The organism is Paenibacillus donghaensis (assembly GCF_002192415.1).
GTDB lineage: Bacteria > Bacillota > Bacilli > Paenibacillales > Paenibacillaceae > Paenibacillus_AQ > Paenibacillus_AQ donghaensis.
In genome coordinates this window covers 6,669,736-6,688,550 of record NZ_CP021780.1, presented here as the reverse complement: position 1 = coordinate 6,688,550, position 18,815 = coordinate 6,669,736, and the positions used below count along the sequence as shown (strand labels likewise).

General features: G+C 51.1%; 19 protein-coding genes. 18 read left to right on the top strand and 1 reads right to left on the bottom strand.

What is annotated here, in order from left to right; genetic code table 11:
- Nucleotides 1-61 precede the first annotated feature (61 nt).
- The 14 genes from B9T62_RS30260 to B9T62_RS30195 all read left to right on the top strand — a co-directional run bounded on the left by B9T62_RS30260 (nt 62) and on the right by B9T62_RS30195 (nt 13,776).
- The gene (locus tag B9T62_RS30260) at nt 62-1,192 is read left to right on the top strand and encodes a hypothetical protein (protein WP_087918654.1); all 1,131 of its coding nucleotides are present in this window, start codon (nt 62-64) and stop codon (nt 1,190-1,192) included.
- Nucleotides 1,193-1,223: 31 nt separating this feature from the next.
- Complete coding sequence (wsfD, locus tag B9T62_RS30255) at nt 1,224-2,762, top strand: glycan biosynthesis hexose transferase WsfD (protein WP_087918653.1); 1,539 nt, start codon at nt 1,224-1,226, stop codon at nt 2,760-2,762.
- A complete protein-coding gene (locus tag B9T62_RS30250; RefSeq protein ID WP_087918652.1) occupies nt 2,762-4,327 on the top strand; it encodes a hypothetical protein in 1,566 nt (521 codons plus the stop codon). Before wsfD ends, B9T62_RS30250 begins: the two co-directional genes overlap by 1 nt.
- 15 nt (nt 4,328-4,342) lie before the next feature.
- Entirely contained in the window at nt 4,343-5,593 is a 1,251-nt protein-coding gene (locus B9T62_RS30245) for a glycosyltransferase family 2 protein (protein WP_087918651.1), read from the top strand.
- A gap of 39 nt (nt 5,594-5,632) precedes the next feature.
- The gene (locus B9T62_RS30240) at nt 5,633-7,717 is read left to right on the top strand and encodes a cellulose biosynthesis cyclic di-GMP-binding regulatory protein BcsB (RefSeq protein ID WP_087918650.1); all 2,085 of its coding nucleotides are present in this window, start codon (nt 5,633-5,635) and stop codon (nt 7,715-7,717) included.
- Nucleotides 7,714-8,568 carry a diguanylate cyclase domain-containing protein gene (locus B9T62_RS30235; RefSeq protein ID WP_087918649.1) on the top strand — a complete coding sequence of 285 codons (855 nt, stop codon included), beginning with the start codon at nt 7,714-7,716 and terminating at the stop codon, nt 8,566-8,568. Before B9T62_RS30240 ends, B9T62_RS30235 begins: the two co-directional genes overlap by 4 nt.
- Nucleotides 8,569-8,851: 283 nt before the next feature.
- Entirely contained in the window at nt 8,852-9,106 is a 255-nt protein-coding gene (locus tag B9T62_RS30230) for a type B 50S ribosomal protein L31 (RefSeq protein ID WP_087918648.1), read from the top strand.
- Nucleotides 9,107-9,256: 150 nt separating this feature from the next.
- A complete protein-coding gene (locus tag B9T62_RS30225) occupies nt 9,257-9,778 on the top strand; it encodes a YcxB family protein (RefSeq protein WP_087918647.1) in 522 nt (173 codons plus the stop codon).
- Between the two features lie 94 nt (nt 9,779-9,872).
- Complete coding sequence (locus B9T62_RS30220; protein WP_087918646.1) at nt 9,873-11,450, top strand: sensor domain-containing diguanylate cyclase; 1,578 nt, start codon at nt 9,873-9,875, stop codon at nt 11,448-11,450.
- 69 nt (nt 11,451-11,519) lie between these two features.
- Nucleotides 11,520-11,957 carry a hypothetical protein gene (locus B9T62_RS30215; protein ID WP_087918645.1) on the top strand — a complete coding sequence of 146 codons (438 nt, stop codon included), beginning with the start codon at nt 11,520-11,522 and terminating at the stop codon, nt 11,955-11,957.
- A gap of 15 nt (nt 11,958-11,972) precedes the next feature.
- Nucleotides 11,973-12,689 carry an HAD family hydrolase gene (locus tag B9T62_RS30210; RefSeq protein ID WP_245864141.1) on the top strand — a complete coding sequence of 239 codons (717 nt, stop codon included), beginning with the start codon at nt 11,973-11,975 and terminating at the stop codon, nt 12,687-12,689.
- Nucleotides 12,690-12,719: 30 nt separating this feature from the next.
- A complete protein-coding gene (locus B9T62_RS30205) occupies nt 12,720-12,998 on the top strand; it encodes a hypothetical protein (protein ID WP_087918643.1) in 279 nt (92 codons plus the stop codon).
- 262 nt (nt 12,999-13,260) lie between these two features.
- The gene (locus B9T62_RS30200; RefSeq protein WP_019914790.1) at nt 13,261-13,461 is read left to right on the top strand and encodes a cold-shock protein; all 201 of its coding nucleotides are present in this window, start codon (nt 13,261-13,263) and stop codon (nt 13,459-13,461) included.
- Between the two features lie 84 nt (nt 13,462-13,545).
- Nucleotides 13,546-13,776: a cold-shock protein gene (locus tag B9T62_RS30195; protein WP_087918642.1), complete on the top strand. Its 231-nt coding sequence runs from the start codon at nt 13,546-13,548 to the stop codon at nt 13,774-13,776.
- A 122-nt stretch (nt 13,777-13,898) separates the two neighbouring features.
- On the opposite strand, the gene B9T62_RS30190 is transcribed toward B9T62_RS30195, so the two are convergent.
- Nucleotides 13,899-15,284, bottom strand: a complete 1,386-nt coding sequence (locus tag B9T62_RS30190; RefSeq protein WP_087918641.1) for an MATE family efflux transporter — start codon at nt 15,282-15,284, stop codon at nt 13,899-13,901.
- Between the two features lie 336 nt (nt 15,285-15,620).
- Here B9T62_RS30190 and hxlA point away from each other — a divergent pair, with 336 nt between their 5' ends.
- The 4 genes from hxlA (at nt 15,621) to B9T62_RS30170 (ending at nt 18,600) form a co-directional block, all read left to right on the top strand.
- A complete protein-coding gene (hxlA, locus tag B9T62_RS30185) occupies nt 15,621-16,253 on the top strand; it encodes a 3-hexulose-6-phosphate synthase (RefSeq protein WP_087918640.1) in 633 nt (210 codons plus the stop codon).
- Nucleotides 16,254-16,261: 8 nt separating this feature from the next.
- Nucleotides 16,262-16,819, top strand: coding sequence for a 6-phospho-3-hexuloisomerase (gene hxlB / locus B9T62_RS30180; RefSeq protein WP_087918639.1), 558 nt, complete (start codon nt 16,262-16,264; stop codon nt 16,817-16,819).
- A 139-nt stretch (nt 16,820-16,958) separates the two neighbouring features.
- Nucleotides 16,959-17,351: a winged helix-turn-helix transcriptional regulator gene (locus B9T62_RS30175; protein WP_087918638.1), complete on the top strand. Its 393-nt coding sequence runs from the start codon at nt 16,959-16,961 to the stop codon at nt 17,349-17,351.
- A gap of 127 nt (nt 17,352-17,478) precedes the next feature.
- Nucleotides 17,479-18,600: an NADH-dependent flavin oxidoreductase gene (locus tag B9T62_RS30170; protein ID WP_087918637.1), complete on the top strand. Its 1,122-nt coding sequence runs from the start codon at nt 17,479-17,481 to the stop codon at nt 18,598-18,600.
- Nucleotides 18,601-18,815 lie beyond the last annotated feature (215 nt).

Genomic DNA, 18,815 nt, shown 5'->3' with positions numbered 1-18,815 from the left:
GTTATATAGATATGAAGAATATATATGAAGAATATATTCGTATGCTGAAGGAGGTGGCGTCTTGAGGTACAATGGAAAAGCAGCCCTTCCGCTGCTTCTGATCCTGATTCTGCTGGCAGCCTGCAGCTCGCCCACCCCCTCGCCGCAAGCCGGAGAGCCGACTTCAGCACCAGTAAGGCAGGAGCAAAAGGACGAAAACAATGTGCACAATGAGCAGCAAGCCCTAATGAAGTTCATTCTTGCAAAACTATCCGGCACGCACGGAATCTATACCAATCTGCTGGAGACGGACCAGTCGGCTGAGGTGGCTACCGGACATGAGGTGCTGAGCGAATCGTCGGGTATTCTGATGCGGGTGGCTGTGCTTGAAGGCGATGAGGCGCTGTTTGCAGCCAGCTGGAAGCAGGCGGAAGCTACCTTTGCACAGAAACAGGGCTTCAGCTACCGCTACAGCCCCAAGCTGGACAAGCATTATCCGCTGAATGCGGCAGTTGATGATCTGCGATTGATCCGTGCGCTGGATGAAGCGGGACAAACGTTTGGGAATGTCGCTTACACCAATGCTGCCAAGAAATATAGCGAAATATTTTATGAAAATAATGTGATGGATGGATATATGTATGATTTTTATGATTTCAATTACAAAGTAACCAATGAGTTTATTACTTTATGCTATACTAGTTTGGGCTCTTTACGAAATTTGTCAATTGATGGTGAATTACGTGATACATTAAGCCGAAATATGAGCCGGATTGTGCAAGAAGGATACCTGGGTGATACCTTCCCTTTCTATGAAACCAGGTATAACTATAAGACTGGTGAGTACAGCTCCGAGCCTATCAATACAGTGGAATCGCTGCTGAGCATCCTCTCGCTGGCGGAAGTTGGATTGCAGAAGCCTGCCAGTATTCAATTCATCCGAACTCAGGTAGAGGCCGGAACGCTGTATGGACAATATACCCGCGAAGGTGAACCGGCGAATGACATTCGTTCCACGGCTATTTACGCCATTACTGCAATGATTGGTGTGGAGATCGGTGATCCTGCTCTTTACAGCAGCAGTATTGCCAGAATGAGCGAGTTCCAGGTGACCACGCCCGGCAGTGAGCTTATGGGCGGATTTGGCAATGAAGCTGACGGACAAGCCTATTCTTTTGACAACCTGATGGCCTTGCTGGCTTACGCCTATTAATTAAAACCGAAAGTAGTGAAGGTGAATCCTCATGAGAGACATCCCTTTGAACCCGCGTCTGCTGCAGGGCCTGACACTAGTTAGCTTGAAATTATCGCCTGCCGTCATTGCAGCCTTCGGGGTACTGCTCATCACATCGATTGCCTTATTCACCGCACCTTATCTGGGGATGGCGGATAACGGCGACTTTTTCCGCAATATATACAGCAATGGAATCTACTTCAACCTTCCTGATTACGACAGCAAATACTTTGGTTATTTCGTGAAGCAATATGGCATTTATCAATACTTCAATGAGAACGGGGCGACGCTGGATTCCTCCCAGTCCCTGTTTATCAAGCTGGCACTTGGAATCAACAAGCTGCTGTTCAGCAGCGAAGTCTTCGACATCCGCATTCAGGCTGCCATCTATACACTACTCTATGTGATTGCAATCTATCTGCTGATAGAAGTGATTACCTGGAAAATGACCCGCAAGCAAGGACTCATTACCGCGGCGATGGCCATTGTCATCTTCGGCGATACCGGATATACGGCTTATTTCAATTCATTCTACAGTGAGAGTGTAGTCATGATCATGATGATCTTCGTGTTCGCGGCTTGGCTGTCGCTCTACCGCAGAAGATACAACGATTACGCCATGCTGGCGCTGCTTGTAGTCAGTAGTCTGTTCCTCACGACCTCCAAACAACAAAATGCGCCTGTGGGCATGATTCTTGCCGTGCTTGCGCTTACGCTGCTGTGGATTCGGCGGGATTCCATATTCCGGATTCTGACGGTTATCTCGGTAGGGCTGATGATGTTTGCCGGGATTGCCACCTATCTGAACATCTCGAAGGAATTCGTGAACATCAACCAGTATCATGCCATGACCCGCGGGGTGCTGAAAGAAGCATCCAACCCGGAGAGCGCGCTGAATACCTTCGGAATCAATGAACAATACGCCATTCTCAAAGGAAATATTTATTATGAGCAATACGGTACGGTCGATGTCGATTCGGACATTCTGGATGAAAATTTCTACAGCCGCTATGGGTTTGGCTCCATTTTGAAATATTATCTGACCCACCCGGACCAGCTCGGCTCGATTCTGAATGTGGCAGCCAAAAGCGCCTTCTCCATTAAACCGGCCGCCATGGGCAACTATGAGGAAGCTGCCGGCAAGGAGTTTCGGGCGCAGAGCCATTTCTTCGCCACCTACAGTCTGGTGAAGGAGAAGCTGGCTCCGAAGACCTTCGGATTCATCGTGCTGTGGATGATCGTGATCTGCAGTCTCTATACGCCATCGTTTGTGCGGGCTATCAAGGCAAGGGACTACCGTGGAATGCAGCGGATGGTGCTGATCCTGGCTGTGATGGGCATGGGATTATCCGGCATTTTGGTATCGATTATCGGAGCGGGCGATGCCGATATCTCCAAGCACGAATTCCTGTTTACCCAGTCGTTCGATCTGGTAACCTTCCTGGCGGCTTCCAGTGTAATCAAGCGCAGATGGTCGAGACGCCGTGAACCTGCCGTGCCGAAGCAGAACAACTTCCCGGCAGAGGCTCAAAAGGGTGTGAGCATCTGATGGGCAGAAGATTTGCACTATGGCTGCTGGGGCTGGCTGTGCTGCTGCTGATACAAGCTGCACCCGTGGCTGCTGCCAGTGAGGGTACTGCCGTGGCAGCTGCGAAACCGCCGCAGCAGGTGCTGCTGCTGTTCGACAGTCTGGCCAAGGGCACGCCGAGCGAAGGCAATGTAGCAGAGATTCAGCAGCTGCTAGCTGCCTACCATGTTCAGGTGACGCTGCTTGCTCTGGATCAATATACGCCGGGAATGATGGACGATTACTCCAGGGTGATCACAGTACTTAACGCGGCTGACCTGACTGTCGATAACCAGGCTTACCTCCAAGACTTGCTGCAATTCAGCGGACAATACCTGCATGTCGGCTATCATGCGCCGCAGAACCTGAAGCAGGAGTTGAAGCTGGAAGAAGGAATCGGGTACGGAGTAACCGCCGAGCTGGAGATCGGGGAATTCAAGGGTGAAATTCAGCGGGTGACACAGCTGCCGTATATCAAGGCAAGTACAGCGGTCCGCACTTACGGTACGCTGTCGATTCGTGGCAGCACCCAGCCGGTGCCCTATGCCGCAGGCAACGGGCGATATATCTATGTGCCTTACCTGGAGCAGAGCAATATCAGTGTGCTGGGTATGGCCTATGTGCTGAGGGACTGGCTGGGAGCAGAGGCGGCGCCGCAGACCTATCTGATGCTGAAGGAGATTTATCCCTTCTCTGATCTGGACCTGCTGGAAGAAGCGGCTGACCGGTTGTATCAGAACGGCATTCCCTTTATTGCCAGCGTACGGCCGGTGTTCAGCAATACCGATTATCCGGCCATGCAGCGTTATCTCGAAGCACTCCGCATGGTGCAGTCACGTAATGGCAGCATCTTGGTGAACTCACCAGTGGTTATGCCATCGATTAATAGTAGCGACCATACGCTGCAGTCCAAGATGAACGGATTCATCAATCTGCTGGTCGATAATGGCATCACGCCGCTTGGGATCGGCGCGGAGCGCCACTGGGCTTACGATAAGGAGTATGCCTCAGCCGGGATGGGATTCTTCGACTCTGCGGTGCTCTACCCGGATGACCGGGTGATGCATATGGAGCCGACCAACCAGTCCAAGGCGTTCAGCTCCTCTCTCTACAGTCTGCCGCTGGAGTTTCTGGAGCAGGTTGAGCCGTCAGGCAAGCGGATGCCATCTTTTCCGCTGGATGCCGCCCTCACGGTTGATTTCCCTGAGGATGAGGCAGGGCTTGAACAGCTGCTGGCGGCGGTGGAGGGGTACTGGATTTCTTTTGCCGACTATAAGCAGGGGGATCATAAGGTTGTAACCGACCTTAACACCATTACTTCCTCCCAGGGCAGTATTTCTGTAAACGGGCAGCCGCTGAACATTGATTATGCTCCCGAGACTGTCGACAACGACTATCAATACAAGGAAGAGCAGCAGAAGAGCTTCTCCAGACTGTTTAACGTCCAGAATCAGTTCTTTATTGTTGTGATCCTGATTTCCCTGCTCTTCTTTGGCGGACTGCTGATTATCGGTTACCGGATGTACCGCAGAAAATATCTGAAATAGGAGCTTAAGACAGCTATGACAATCCCTGACGTATTGATGGTAATTGCGGTAATCTGCATCTGGTCCCTGCTGCTGGTCAATGTGACGCTGATTATTGCAGGCTACCTGTATTACATCAAAATTGAGAATGAGGACATGCCAGAGATTACAGGTGAAATGCCGTTTGTGACGATTATGGTTCCGGCCCATAACGAAGGGGTAGTGATCAGTAAGACGGTAGAATCGCTGCTGGAGCTTGATTATCCGCACGACCGTTACGAGATTATTGTCATTAATGATAATTCCTCCGACAACAGCCATGAGCTGCTGGGCCATATCAAGGACCGCAATCCGGGGCGCAATCTGATCATTATCAATACGGACGCTGTGACGGGAGGCAAAGGCAAGTCCAACGCCCTCAACATCGGCTTCACCCACAGCCGGGGCGAGCTGATTGCCATCTACGACGCAGACAATACTCCGGAGAAAACGGCGCTGCGTTATCTGGTGGCCGAGATCGTCAATGACTCCAGCCTGGGCGCTGTGATTGGCAAATTCCGCACCCGCAACCGGGATGCGAGTCTGCTGACCCGGTTCATCAATATTGAAACCCTGTCCTTTCAGTGGATGGCGCAGGCGGGACGCTGGAAGCTGTTCAAGCTCTGCACTATTCCCGGCACCAATTTCATTATGCGCAGATCCATTGTCGAGAGCATCGGCGGCTGGGATGTGAAGGCGATTGCCGAGGATACGGAGATCAGCTTCCGAATCTACATGATGGGCTACCGGATCAAATTCCAGCCGAAATCGGTCACCTGGGAGCAGGAGCCGCAGACGCTGAAGGTCTGGTTCAAGCAGCGCACACGCTGGGCCAAGGGCAATATCTATGTGATTGTCAAAAACATTCCGCTGCTCTTCAATCCGGCAGCAGCCAGAATCCGCTTCGACATTCTCTATTACCTGTCGATCTATTTCCTATTGTTGATGTCGCTGCTTACCTCGGATACACTGCTGATCCTTAATGCGCTGGGGTATGTTCATACCACCATCGCCGGGCTGAGCAGCTTTCTGTGGCTGCTGGCCATCGTGCTGTTTGTAGTAGGCACCTTCATTACATTGACCACAGAGAAGGGCGAGATGAGCCTGTCCAATCTATGGATTATATTGCTGATGTATATATCCTACTGCCAGCTCTGGATGCTTGTGGCGGCCTACGGCTTATACACCTATCTCAAAGACCTGTTCTTCAAACGGGAAGCGAAATGGTACAAGACCGAGCGCTACTAGCGCCTGAGTAAGAGAAAATGAGTACAGGAGTATGAGAACATGAAAAAACAAATGGCAATATGGACGCTCTGCCTCTCCCTTTTCTTCATTCAGCTTCAGACGGCCGGTGCTGCGCCGGCCCCGCAGGATGGCCGGATGAGCTATGAGACAGCCTTTACCGGAACGGATACCTCTCTGACCGGCTCCGGCTCCCGGCAGCAGTATTTCGAGGTGATGGACTATTGGAACGTCGATGAGCTGCGGATCAACCTCAGCTTTCAGGTGTCCCAGATTACCGACGAGCAGGACTCCAGCATCACGCTGTCATTAAACGGCAGTCCGTTTCACACTTTCAGGCCGAAGCTTGGGAACGACGGCAAGCAGCAGCTGAGCATTCCGGCTCCGAAGGGATTCCTGAAGAAGGGGACCAACACCTTGTCCATTCAGGGGTACCTGCGGACAACGGCGATCAAGGATCAGCTCTGTTATGTCGACAATGCGCCGGATAATTGGCTGCATCTGTTCAACACCTCAAGTGTGCAGGTGCTGTACACGAATCAGGCGCTGGATGGAGGCATCCGTGATTTCACACAAAGATTCAGCGGGATCGATACCTTGCAGCGCGCAGAGAGCATTCTGACTGTGCCGGAGGGTGGTACCGGAGCAGAGCTTGAAGCAGCAGCCTATGCTCTTTCCGGTTTCGTGCAGACCAGCAAGCTTAAGGAGAAGCCCATTCCGCTGCTGCCTTACCGGGCAGATACGGTTAAGGATAAACAGGCGGTAGTGCTGGTTGCGATGTATGACCGGGTGCCGGCAGCGCTGAAGGCCCAACTGAGCAAACAGGACGACTTGGGCGGTCATGCGCTGATTCAGCTGGTCCATGCAGCTGGGCAGCCCACGCTTGTGGTCACTTCGAAGGATGAGAGCCTGTTGATCAAAGCAGGCAGACTGCTCGCCAATGCCGAGTTGACCAGCCAGATCAGCAGTGAGCTGAAGGTGGTGGACGATACCACGGAGGTGGCTACGCCGCCGCTGTCCATCAGCTCGACCATCACCTTCACCGAAACGGGTGATAAGCTGAGCGGGCCGTATCATCAGGAGCAGACCTATTTCGTCTCGCTTCCTTCCAACCGTTCGCTTGCCGATTCCGGCAGAATCAGCCTGGATTACCGCTACGCGCAGAATCTGGACTTCGACCGCTCACTCGTTACGGTAAGCATCAACGATACGCCGATCGGCAGCAAGAAGCTGGCGAAGGAGCTGGCCAATGGTGATACGCTTAATTTCACGGTGCCTAAGAGCCTGAATATATCGGGAAACTTCTCGGTTACGGTTGCCTTTGATCTGGAGCTGGCAGGTGCGATCTGTACCCCTAATACAGAGCAGATGCCGTGGGCCTATATCAGCAAGGATTCGGTGCTGCAGCTGAATACGAAGGACCGTACCGATCTGCTGTTCAACAACTATCCCTACCCGTTCCTGCGCGATGAAATCTTCAACCATGTAGCCGTTGTACTGCCGCAGGAAATGGACGACTATTCCTTTTTGAGCTTGTCCAATGTGTTTAATCTGCTGGGTCAATACGCTTCAGGCAATACAGGTGACATTCACTTCTACAGCGATAGTGTGAGCGAAGGCAACCTGAGCAATAATAACATTATTGCTATCGGCTCCTACAGCAACAACAAGCTGATCCGGGACAACAATGACAAGCTGTATTTCCGGTTCAGCAAGGACGGCTCACGGCTGGTCTCCAATGAGAAGATGAGTATTGAGGACAGCTACGGAGCGCAGCTGGGTACACTTCAGCTGATCGAGTCGCCTTACGCCAGCGGACGCGGGCTGCTGGCCGTAACCGGCGCCAGCACGGAGAATGCATATGTCGCCTCCAGGCTGATTGCCAGCGAGAAGGATAAATGGAAGGTGTTTGGCGACGGCGTGGCTGCCGATAAGGACGGAAATGTCAGCGCACACCGCTTCAAGACGATTTCCGGCGCCGCTGACGATTCCATCGTCCGGCAGGTCATAGAGCGCAGTGATGTAGTTGGCTTTATCGCGGCGCTGCTGCTGGTGCTCACCTTGGTCCTTGTGTCGCTGATTCTGCTGCTTCGCAAACATATGAAGAAACGTGGTGATGGTGCGTGAGACGAAACCGCAGCAGTTTATTATCAGATGTGGCCTTTCTGGGTTTCCTGGTACTGATCTACATCTGTGCCATCTTCATTGCAGGGGCTCCGGATCACTATACCCAGAATATTATTATTCTGAATGTGGCGTTTCTGCTGGCTGTCATCACTTATTTCACGAATGTGACAGTAGGTCTGGTATTGAATCTGGCCTTCATCTTCCTCTATGGGTTCTTCGTCCTGTACCAGACCGTTTCGGAGGGAGCTACTATTGGCGTCAATACGTATTTCTGGCTGCTGATGACGCCGCTGCTTACCATGGCTGTCTGGATCTTAACGCTGGGCAACCGCCAGCTTCAGGAGGAGAATGCGGTCCTGCAGAAGAAGGCAGCCAGCCTGGCAAGTGTAGATGAGAACACCGATCTGCGGAACAATATCTCCTTCCAGAAAGATGCGGTGCTGTTCATCGGCATCTCTACCCGCTATCAGATTCCGCTCACCCTGCTGGTGGTGAAGGTGAAATATTGGAAAGAAATCCGCCGCCTGATTCCTGAGGATCAGCTCTCGGAGGCGATCTACGATGTTTCCCAACTCAGCCAAACCAGCATCCGTACCAACGATGCGTTGTATCTGCTCGATAAGGAGGATGCCACTTGGGGGCTGCTGCTGTTCACAGACCGCGACGGGGCCAAAATCGTCATTGAGCGCATCAAATACAAGCTGCAGGAGCTGAATGATACCGGGTTCTCCAGCAAATACAAAGTGAATCTGGGACTCAAGATCGGAGCTGTGGAATATCAGGCCGACAACATCGAGAATCCATTCGACTTCATTGTCCAGGCCAAGAAGCAGCTGGAATATGACGTATAAATTTCTGTTCCAAGTAGAAACGGCTTCGCAGTCCTCTGCAAGAAATAGAAGGATAATTTATAGCGTGGAACATATAAATTCTTATATTTTAAAAAAATGCAGGGAGTCGAGTTTATAGGTTGACTTTGGTGCTCCATTTCACTTATGATAAAGTGGTGGCCTAAATCGTAAGATTTGGCGTTTTCCTACGTCTTAATAGGTTATACTTATAGATAAACCTAGAGATCAATTGGTTAATTACCATAATAGATCCAAACAATTATTACAGAAGGAGGACTTTACAATGAGAGAAGGCATACACCCTAAATTCAACCAGGTTATTTTCCTGGATGCCAGCGTAGGCTTTAAATTCCTGAGTTCATCGACCAAATCATCCGGTGAAACAATGGAATGGGAAGACGGCAACACTTACCCGGTTATCCGTGTAGACGCAAGTTCCGCATCCCACCCTTTTTACACTGGTAAACAAAGAGATGCAGAAACAGGCGGTCGTGTTGACAAGTTCAAACAGCGGCTCGCAGCTTCCCAGAAGAAGTAAGCATCACGAGTTCATAAGGGACAACCCCGCTAGAAGCGCAGCTTCATGGGTTGTCTCTTTTTTTTGTATACTCAAGGAATCAAACATATCTTCCATAAATAATGGTAAAATCAGTCTATATATCATTTTTGCCGCCAAAGGAGCATTGGAATGGATAATCAAATCAATGTAGAAACTGCCCTCAAGAGTACGGACTCTCAGGAGTTTAACCTGTGGTTCAGTCTGAACAGCAGAATTATTCTGACTGCCTTTACCGTTGCCGCCTACTTCGCAGTAATGCTGCTGATTACCAAGGATTACAGCACCCAGAGCCTGACGATCCTTACCGCTACGTCTGTGGCGCTTGCACCGGTCCTATGGTGGATTAACCGCTCCAGCATAGTCAAGAAATCCAAAAAAGCATTTGAGAGCGATGCCCTCGCCCAGCAGCCGCAGAGCTATACGATTACCGAAGAAGGCATCCATTATGAATCCGAGGCAGGCTCGGGGCAAGTGAAATGGGAAGAGATCTTCAAGATTGGCGAGACTGTCAATTTATTTGTTTTTTTTGTGTCCTCCAACCGGGCGCTGATTATACCGAAGCGTTTTTTCAATTCGGAGCAGGATAAGGCTGGCTTCAAGGACGTGGCCCGGAAGCATATGTTCTCGAATCGGGTCAAGTTTAAGTCCTGATGTCAGGCGGTCATAGGTCACAAGAGGATTCAACTGAAGATACAGGCAGGCTATAATGAAGCAACCTGAAGCTGAAATATAGGAGAAATAAGACATGCCATGGATGCAGGGATATCCGTTTTATCTGGTAATGGGCAGTATTCTAAGTCTCTACATGGGCGGCAGCTCCTATCGTCACCGCAATACTCCAGGAAGGCGTTATTTATGGCTCCTGCTGCTGCTCGTCAGTCTGATGTTTGCCGCAACCGCAGGGGAAATTATGTCGGATTCCTTTCAGGCCAAGCTGTGGTGGAGAAATGTGCAGCAGGCTCCGCTCTTCTGGAGCACACTGCTTACCTATGCCGTTGTTAATGAATACGTATCACTGTCATCGCAGCATCTGTCGCGGAGACTTATTATTTTCTCCATACCGATTGTAATCGATATTCTGCTGATCTTTACCGATTCCTATCATCATCTGATGCGAAGCGAAGTGGGAATCGTTACGGTGGCGGGCATTAGCGGTATTTGGGTACAGCCAACCTTGCTGAGCATGGCTCTGATCGCCTATGACCAGTTCTTCGGACTATATGCGGCTTTTTTGCTGGCGGTTTCTCTGCTGAATGCGCCCAAGCTGTATTTCAAACGAAATTTGCTGCTGCTGGGCGGGCTGCTGGTGCCGGTGGTTTCTGTCTTTCTGCTGCCGGTGCTCAAGATCACAATTACCGGGTTCACGGCCTTCACGTATCTTCCGGCGGTTATCGCTGCTTACTTCACGATCTTCAGTGATCCGCGCGTTTCGCTCTATCCCCTCGCCAAAAGCAAAATACTCGACAACATGAAGGACGGAGTAGTGCTGACGGACCGTTACGATAACATCATCGATGTGAACGAAGCCGGGGAAGTCATACTGTCGAAGCTGATAGGAGAGCAGCCCAAGACCTGGAGAGGCGCCGATATTCAGCGTCTGCTGCAGCAGTCTGACGATGTCCGCTCCCATTATGAACGCAGGCTTGAAGGCCACTTCGAAATGGATTGTCCCGGAACGGACGATATCTGCTACGGTGTATCCCTGATTACTACGGAACACGCGCAAGCTGGTGCTACGGGAATGCTGATGGTATTCAGTGATCACAGTGAGAAGAAACGTTATGAGCGCGAGCTGCTGCATCAGGCGACGGTGGACGATCTGACCGGCCTCTACAACCGCAGGCATTTCATGAGCAAGGTTCAGGAGCATGCTTTGCAGGAGGGCGAGGGCATGGCGCTGCTGCTGATGGATATCGACGACTTCAAATTAATTAACGATACATACGGACATTTAGCGGGGGATCAGGCGCTCGTGAACTTCTCTAACAAAATCCTTAGTATTTACACCACAAGCGGTATTGCCGGAAGGATTGGCGGAGAGGAATTTGCCGTCTGCTTCTTCGCCAGCGACGAGCAGGCCGCACTCCGGGAGGCCGAGCATTTCCGTGCCACGATGAATGATCATCATGTGATTCTCAGTGAAGGGCAGCGCATTCGGCTTACCGTCAGTATTGGTATTGCTTTTACGCAGCGCAGTGATGTGACCTTCGAGGATCTGTACCGCCAGGCGGATGAGGCGATGTATCAATCCAAGGCTACAGGTAAGAACCGGGTAACGCTGGGGCGGGAGCCGCTTATTGGACGGCTGGAGGACAGTGGCTAAAGACCAGGCTCGGATGATACATTATTGGGCTGCAGGGTGTCTTCCCTTATAAGGAGGCGACAAGTCCATATGAAGAAGAATAAGAAGGCTGTCCTGCTTGCCGTGTGTTCCTTGGCGCTAATCGGCCTATTCATAGGTTCTGGTCTGCTGCTGGCGCATTCAGACTTCATGAAGCAGTTCCGCAGCTTCAGAGTAACCGTTGCTAACCAATCGAACGGGGAGATTACCGTAGTAGAGCTGGGGATTGCAGGGTCTTATGAAGGGAACAAGCCCATCAAGGGAGATTCCAGACATCAATTCATGCAAACGGTCGGAATAGGGGAGCAGGTAACACTGAAGCCGGACCTTGCCTTGATAGGCGAAGGTGCGGTATATATGGAATACACCGGTTCACAGGGACAAGTGATCCGGGAAACGGTGTGTGGATATACGGAGTCTCTGACCGGGTTCTCCGAGGTTGCCATTACTAACACCGGTTTTACGGATATAGTTCAGAAGTGCTGGTGATGCTAAGGAGGGCTAATGATGTATCAAACGTATATATTTGATCTGTACGGGACATTGATTGACATCCATACCGACGAAGAGAACCCTGAGGTGTGGGCCCGTCTCGCTCTGCATTTCGGTTACCAGGGAATGTTCATATCTGGGCAAGAACTGCAACGGCAATTTCTGCTGGAGCGAGATCGCCAGTTGGCTGAAGCGGCCAAGCGCTGCCAGTTCGCTGATTTCGTGATGGAGGAGGTGTTCCGGGCAGTGGCCCTTCAACTTGGCGGCAATCCTGGACAAGCCTGGCTGCATGAGACGGTAAGATGGCTGCGGACCCTCTCTATGCTGCATATTGCTCTTTATGATGGTGTGGAGGAGATACTCAGGTCGCTGCGGGCGCAAGGGAGCAAGGTCTATCTGCTCTCTAACGGACAGCGGACCTTTATTGAAGCAGAGCTGACCATGTTAGGCATCCTGCAGCTGTTCGACGGCATTGCCATCTCCTCCGAAGCAGGAGTAAGCAAACCGGACCCTTTGTTCTACCGCTATTTGGTTGACAATTACGGAGCAGATCTAAGCTCCGCGCTGATGATTGGCAATGATCCGCGCACCGATATAGAAGGGGCGCGGATTAGCGGAATAGATTCGTGTTATATTCATACAGCTACATCGCCGACTGACATGGCGGTTCAGAGCACATTCCAGATCTGGGATGGTGATTTGCGCAAAATTCCCGGCTGGCAACAATAATCTATCTCACCCTAAGGAGCGACATTAATTATGAGCGACAAGGTAAATGAAAAGGAAATGGTTGAGGTGATCTCGACTCAAACGAAGGTTGAAGCGGAATCGATCAGGCTGGTGCTGAAGCATGAGCAGGCCTTCATTAACAAGGCTCAGGCCAATGCCGAGGGCGAGGTGGATATCGACAATGATGAGCTGGTCGACTATGTCATCGCCCAGCGTGACGTCAAGCTCGATGAGCTGACTGTAGAAACGATACTCGATGCCGAGATGGATTACCTGATGGATAAAGGGCTGGCGGGTTACGTAGATTAGCTTCAGGCACTCTGGCTCACAGCCTATGGAAGCCGTTGTGAGCCGGGCAAATAATTAAATTATAAAATATTTGGCTTATCCTTTGCTTTCGCAAAATAAGTGTGCTACAATGAAGTCAGTCATAAAAATAACCTTAATTCACATATTGTAAAGGGTTGTCAATGTGAGTGTGAAGCCTTTTCCAATGTGTGAATTTTTATTTGTTCGTACAATACGTAGGAATAAAAGGACATGTGTTAAATAAAATTTTGGAGGTAATAACATGCAAACAGGAACAGTAAAATGGTTTAACGCAGACAAAGGATTTGGTTTTATCGAAGTTGAAGGCGGAAGCGACGTATTCGTACACTTCTCCGCAATCACTGGCGACGGCTTCAAATCTTTGGACGAAGGCCAACGCGTTGAGTTCAACGTAACTCAAGGCGCTCGTGGACCACAGGCTGAAAACGTTGTAAAACTGTAATTTCGAACATCAGACTGCCCTTAACACAAGTTAAGGGCAGTCTTTTTTTATGGTTAATGCATTGCAAAATAGGAGGGGTATTTTATGTATTTTCGTAAAAAAGCGTTAGAGGATCTTCCGCAGGAAGACACTGCCATCTGGTCATGCACCAAAGAGGATTGTACCGGCTGGATGCGGGATAATTTCGCCTTTCAGTATGTGCCGACCTGCTGGCAATGTAATTCTCCTATGTCCAGAAGCATGAAAATACTTCCTATGCTTGTAAACACCAATTTCGAAATGAAAGCAATTAAAAAGGGCATTACGATTACGTAATAGCCCAAGGGAAGAGATAACTCGCCTGTCCTTTTATTGGACAGTCTTTTTTTTGTCCATTTTCATGACAAACTGGATCATTGAAGAGGTATGCGCAAGAGAGAGGTTCGTGCGAACGCCGGTTAATGGACAGCCGCTGCCACGGCAGGGCTGCCTTCGGTCGGTTCGTGCTCCAACAGGCCATGCTTCTGCCAAGCTCTGCTCTTCCAGCGGAAATACATAATGATGGCTCTTACCCATTCGTCGACAGCGGTAGCAATCCAGACACCGGCAAGGCCAAGGTGCAGCTGGAAGACGAGCAAATAACCCAGCGGCAGACTCATGCAGACCATGGAGATCAGCCCCATGTATACCGGGAATTTCGCGTCGCCGGAAGCACGCAGTGAATTGATAATAACCAGATTGCAGGTACGCCCGGTTTCGAGGAAGAAGCTGAGCAGAATGACCTGCGCTCCCATAAGAATAATGTTCTCATTGGTTGTGAAGAGGCCAAGCAGCGGCAGGCGGAACATAATCACCAGCGCATCAATAATGACTGTAACCAGCAAGGCCCACTTCACACTGGCGAACACCCGCTTATAAGCTTCCTCAGGACGTTTCGCCCCGACCAGATGACCGACGATAATGGAGGTTCCCATGGAGACGGCGACACTGAACAGGAAGATATAGCTGGAAATATTCAGCGCATACTGGCGGGTAGCCATCGCTTCGGCGCCCAGATAGGTGATATATAAGGTGAAGACCAGCTGGCAGGATTGATAGATGACAGACTCAAAAGCGGACGGGATGCCGATTTTGAGGATTTGCTTGACGTATTTTTTGGAAAGATGAAGGTAAAAAGACAAGTGGACCTTAACCTCTGATACACGGCCCAGCAGCAGGAAAAAGAGAATCAGGCAGATGAAACGACTGATAACGGTGGACCATGCCGCACCTTCCACACCTAGCGCGGGCAGGCCGAAATGGCCGTAGATCAGCAGATAATTACCCGCCACATGAATCAGATTCATTAGCAGAGAGACAACCATCGTTTGTTTCGTGAAGCCGTGGGTGCGAATCGTTGTAGCGAGCGCATTGATTAAGGCCTGCAGAAAAATAAATCCCCCGACAATGTTCAAATACACTCTGGCGTGCTCAAGAATGTCCCCTTTCACATTGAGCGCTGTCAGCAGATTCCCGCCAAACAGCAATAGGATACTGCTGAGGATCAAACCAACCGCAAGGTTCAAGGTAATTGCATTGCCGGTCACCCGAGCGGCTTCAAGCGGCTTCCTGGAGCCGAGATATTGTGAGACAACCATGGCTGCGCCATTGCCGATTACACTGAGTACCAGAATAGCCATGGTAACAATCTGATTGGCCGCACCTACGCCGGCTACAGCATTGTCAGACACCGTACTGATCATGAATGTATCCACACTGCCCATCAGCATGAACAGAAACAGCTCTAGAAATATAGGCCAGGTCAATTTTACGAGCTTGAATTCCTGGTGTGTGTTTTGCTCCATTATGCACCTCTTATTAGTAGACTGAATAAATGTCGAAATGATCCAAACAAATTGTAATATTAGCACAGCTTCCGCTAAATTGCAGTAACTTTACTGAAATAAAACAATTTAAAATTCAAATCGTGTCAAAACGGTCAGAGGGATAGAATAGGCCGCTAAATATCATAATAACTTAGGGCAATATTGGCTGGGCATTTGCCGCAAAGCCAGTGATGGCACATTAGTATCCTTCAGGTAACTACAACACAATAAAGTGCCTACTTCCTTTTTGGATAGTAAGGACCTACAATTAGTACAACACTTACTAAAATATACTGACGAGGAGACCTGTTAACTATGAAATTACAGCTGGCATTGGATCTTGTAGATATTCCCGGAGCCATTGAAATTGTTACTGAGGTGGCAGAATATATAGATATCGTGGAAATTGGTACACCGATTGTGATTAATGAAGGGCTGCACGCGGTAAAAGCGATCAAGGAAGCATTTCCGGCCCTGACCGTACTGGCCGATCTGAAAATTATGGACGCGGGCGGGTATGAAGTGATGAAGGCAGTGGAAGCGGGCGCTGATATCGTGACTGTATTGGGTGTTTCCGATGATTCCACCATTAAAGGTGCCGTTGAAGAAGCGAAGAAGACAGGCAAGGCTGTTCTGGTTGACCTGATTAATGTAAAGGATCTGAAAGCGAGAGCGGCTGAAGTGGATGCGCTTGGTGTAGATTATGTTTGTGTGCACTCCGGATATGACCATCAGGCAGAGGGCAAGAACTCTTTTGCCGACCTGAAGGCGATCAAAAGTGTAGTGAAACAAGCCAAAACAGCGATTGCCGGCGGTATCAAGCTAAGCACATTGCCGGAAGTGATATTGGCCCAGCCTGATCTGGTGATCGTGGGCGGCGGAATTACGGGAGAAGCCGACATGAAAGCGGCGGCGGCAGAGATGAGACGCTTGGTTAGCCAGGCCTAAGGCTTATTATGGATACAGTGGATTATGCACAAGAGATCCTACGGGAGCTGCAGCACTCGCTGTCACAGCTGAAAGCCCAGGAAGCGGAGCAGATGGCTCAGCTGCTGCTGCGCTCGAAGAAGATATTTCTGGCTGGGGCCGGGAGATCGGGACTGATGGGCCGAGCTTTTGCCATGCGGCTGATGCATGTAGGCAAAGAAGCTTATGTCGTTGGCGAGACGGTGACTCCGGGTATCGAAGAAAGCGATGTGCTGGTGCTTGGCTCCGGCTCGGGTGAAACCAAAGGGCTGGTAGCGATGGCCAAAAAGGCCAAGTCGCTCGGCGCGTCCGTGGTAGTGGTGACCATTACCACGGAATCGACGCTCGGACGGTTGGCGGATTTCACGGTGCAACTGCCGGGTGCGCCCAAGGATCAGGCCGGTGGCAGCTACCAGACGATACAGCCGATGGCCTCTCTCTACGAGCAGACCCTACTGCTGTTCTACGATGCGGTAATCCTGCGCCTGATGGAACTGACCGGTCAGACTACGTCGCAAATGTTCGGCAAGCATGCCAACCTGGAGTAACGGGGAGCGGTTTGAATCAAGAAGATAATCTGCAGAGAAACGAATGCCGCCCCTGCCTGGGAGGTTATTCGTTTCTCTGCGTATATGCGGCCCTGGGAGGATGTGTAGTATGATACATAGTGAGGGGAGGCCGCTAATCATGGCTACGGAAATTAAAGACCGCATTAACCTGAAGGAAATTAATTGTGAGAAGGAACTGACCCTTGCTGTAATAGGCGGGAAGTGGAAGCTGATCATCCTCTGGCATCTGGGTCATGAGGGAACCCTACGTTTCAGTGAACTGAAGAAGCTGATTCCCCATATCACGCAGAAGATGCTGACTAATCAGCTGCGCGAGCTGGAGGAGGATCAGCTGGTGCTGAGAAAAGTGTATGCCGAGGTACCGCCGAAAGTGGAATATTCCTTGACAGAATATGGTCATAGTCTGCTGCCTGTCCTGCGCATGATGTATGATTGGGGCAAAAATTACGGAGAGAAGGTCATCTGGAAGGATGCTCCTCCGGACGTTGAGCCCTGCGAAGAGATAAACTAAGGATTATATATAAGATGAACTTAAGAGTGGAGTAGTGGAGTTGCCGGAAGGCTGAAGCACAGGGCTTCCTGGCAACTCCATATGTAACATTCTTAAATTCGCGTTCTATAATGGAGGGATTGCCGTTATGTTAAAAACAGATTATAGTCCATTGCTGGACTCCTTTACGTTCAGGAATGGAGTAGCCTTGAAGAACCGCGTAGTGATGGCTCCGATGACCAATTTCGCCTCCTTGCCGGACGGCACGGTGTCGGAGGAGGAGTTGGCCTATTACGTGCGCCGGTCTGCAGGCGCAGGTATGGTGGTGACCGCTTGCGTGTATGTGAACGCAAGCGGGAAGGGATTCCAGGGCGAGTTCGGCGCTGACCGCGACGAACTGATCCCGAGCCTGCGCCGCCTGGCGCAGGGAGCCAAGGCGATCCTGCAGATCTTCCACGGCGGGCGCCAGTGCCCGCCGGAGCTGCTGCCTGACCGGCAGACGGTCAGTGCAAGCGATGTTGCGGCGGTGCTGCCGACCGGCGGCAACGGCCCGGTTCCGCGTCCGCTGAGCGATGCGGAAATTGTGGGTATCATCGCCGATTTCGGTGAGGCGACGCGGCGGGCGATTGAAGCGGGATTCGATGGCGTGGAGATTCACGGTGCCAATGGCTACCTGCTGCAGCAGTTCTTCTCCCCGCATTCCAACACCCGCGAAGACCGCTGGGGCGGAAGCCAGGAGAAACGGCTGACGTTCCCGCTGGCGGTGGTGGATGAAGTCACGCGCGCCATCAAAGAGCATGCCAAGGCGCCGTTCCTGGCAGGCTACCGCTTCTCGCCGGAAGAGCCGGAAACCCCAGGGATTACCATGGCGGATACGTTTGTGCTGGTTGATGCGCTCAGCAGCCGCGGGCTGGATTACCTGCATGTCTCGCTGCAGGATTTCTGGGCACTGCCCCACCGGGGGACGGAAGACACCCGCCCACGTATCGAACAGCTGATGGACCGTGCCGCGGGCAAGCTGCCGGTAATCGGGGTCGGCTCGCTCTACACTGCGGATGATGCGCTGAAGGCACTGCAAAGCGGAGTGGGGCTGGTTGCACTTGGCCGTCCGCTGCTGGTTGAGCCGGACTGGGTGCAGAAGGTTGCCGAAGGCCGTGCTGACGAGATCAAGACGGAGCTGGACCCTGCTGCCCAGGCCGAGCTGGTGATTCCCGATTATCTCTGGGGTGCGCTGCTTAACACCCCGGGATGGGTGCCGATAAAGGCTTAAGGGACATAAGAAGAAACGAAGAAGAAATGAAGAAGAAACGGCTAGGTAGTCCTCTACAAGGGGCGGGGAGTCTTATCTTATGAAAAAGCCCTGCCAGAGTCCGATGGATTCTGGCAGGGCTTCTTGGGGTATAACCGGCTAATGACGGCGGATTCTTTGCCTATGCCGTTGGCAAGCCGATTGAACTAGTTGCACTTTCGGTTACTGCTTAGGCT

Bases quoted from the DNA above. Each gene is read 5' to 3' on its own strand.
- wsfD (WP_087918653.1), top strand. From the start codon at position 1,224: ATGAGAGACATCCCTTTGAACCCGCGTCTGCTGCAGGGCCTGACACTA.
- B9T62_RS30250 (WP_087918652.1), top strand. From the start codon at position 2,762: ATGGGCAGAAGATTTGCACTATGGCTGCTGGGGCTGGCTGTGCTGCTG.
- B9T62_RS30245 (WP_087918651.1), top strand. From the start codon at position 4,343: ATGACAATCCCTGACGTATTGATGGTAATTGCGGTAATCTGCATCTGG.
- B9T62_RS30240 (WP_087918650.1), top strand. From the start codon at position 5,633: ATGAAAAAACAAATGGCAATATGGACGCTCTGCCTCTCCCTTTTCTTC.
- B9T62_RS30230 (WP_087918648.1), top strand. From the start codon at position 8,852: ATGAGAGAAGGCATACACCCTAAATTCAACCAGGTTATTTTCCTGGAT.
- B9T62_RS30225 (WP_087918647.1), top strand. From the start codon at position 9,257: ATGGATAATCAAATCAATGTAGAAACTGCCCTCAAGAGTACGGACTCT.
- B9T62_RS30220 (WP_087918646.1), top strand. From the start codon at position 9,873: ATGCCATGGATGCAGGGATATCCGTTTTATCTGGTAATGGGCAGTATT.
- B9T62_RS30215 (WP_087918645.1), top strand. From the start codon at position 11,520: ATGAAGAAGAATAAGAAGGCTGTCCTGCTTGCCGTGTGTTCCTTGGCG.
- B9T62_RS30210 (WP_245864141.1), top strand. From the start codon at position 11,973: ATGATGTATCAAACGTATATATTTGATCTGTACGGGACATTGATTGAC.
- B9T62_RS30205 (WP_087918643.1), top strand. From the start codon at position 12,720: ATGAGCGACAAGGTAAATGAAAAGGAAATGGTTGAGGTGATCTCGACT.
- B9T62_RS30200 (WP_019914790.1), top strand. From the start codon at position 13,261: ATGCAAACAGGAACAGTAAAATGGTTTAACGCAGACAAAGGATTTGGT.
- B9T62_RS30195 (WP_087918642.1), top strand. From the start codon at position 13,546: ATGTATTTTCGTAAAAAAGCGTTAGAGGATCTTCCGCAGGAAGACACT.
- B9T62_RS30190 (WP_087918641.1), bottom strand. From the start codon at position 15,284: ATGGAGCAAAACACACACCAGGAATTCAAGCTCGTAAAATTGACCTGG.
- hxlA (WP_087918640.1), top strand. From the start codon at position 15,621: ATGAAATTACAGCTGGCATTGGATCTTGTAGATATTCCCGGAGCCATT.
- hxlB (WP_087918639.1), top strand. From the start codon at position 16,262: ATGGATACAGTGGATTATGCACAAGAGATCCTACGGGAGCTGCAGCAC.
- B9T62_RS30175 (WP_087918638.1), top strand. From the start codon at position 16,959: ATGGCTACGGAAATTAAAGACCGCATTAACCTGAAGGAAATTAATTGT.
- B9T62_RS30170 (WP_087918637.1), top strand. From the start codon at position 17,479: ATGTTAAAAACAGATTATAGTCCATTGCTGGACTCCTTTACGTTCAGG.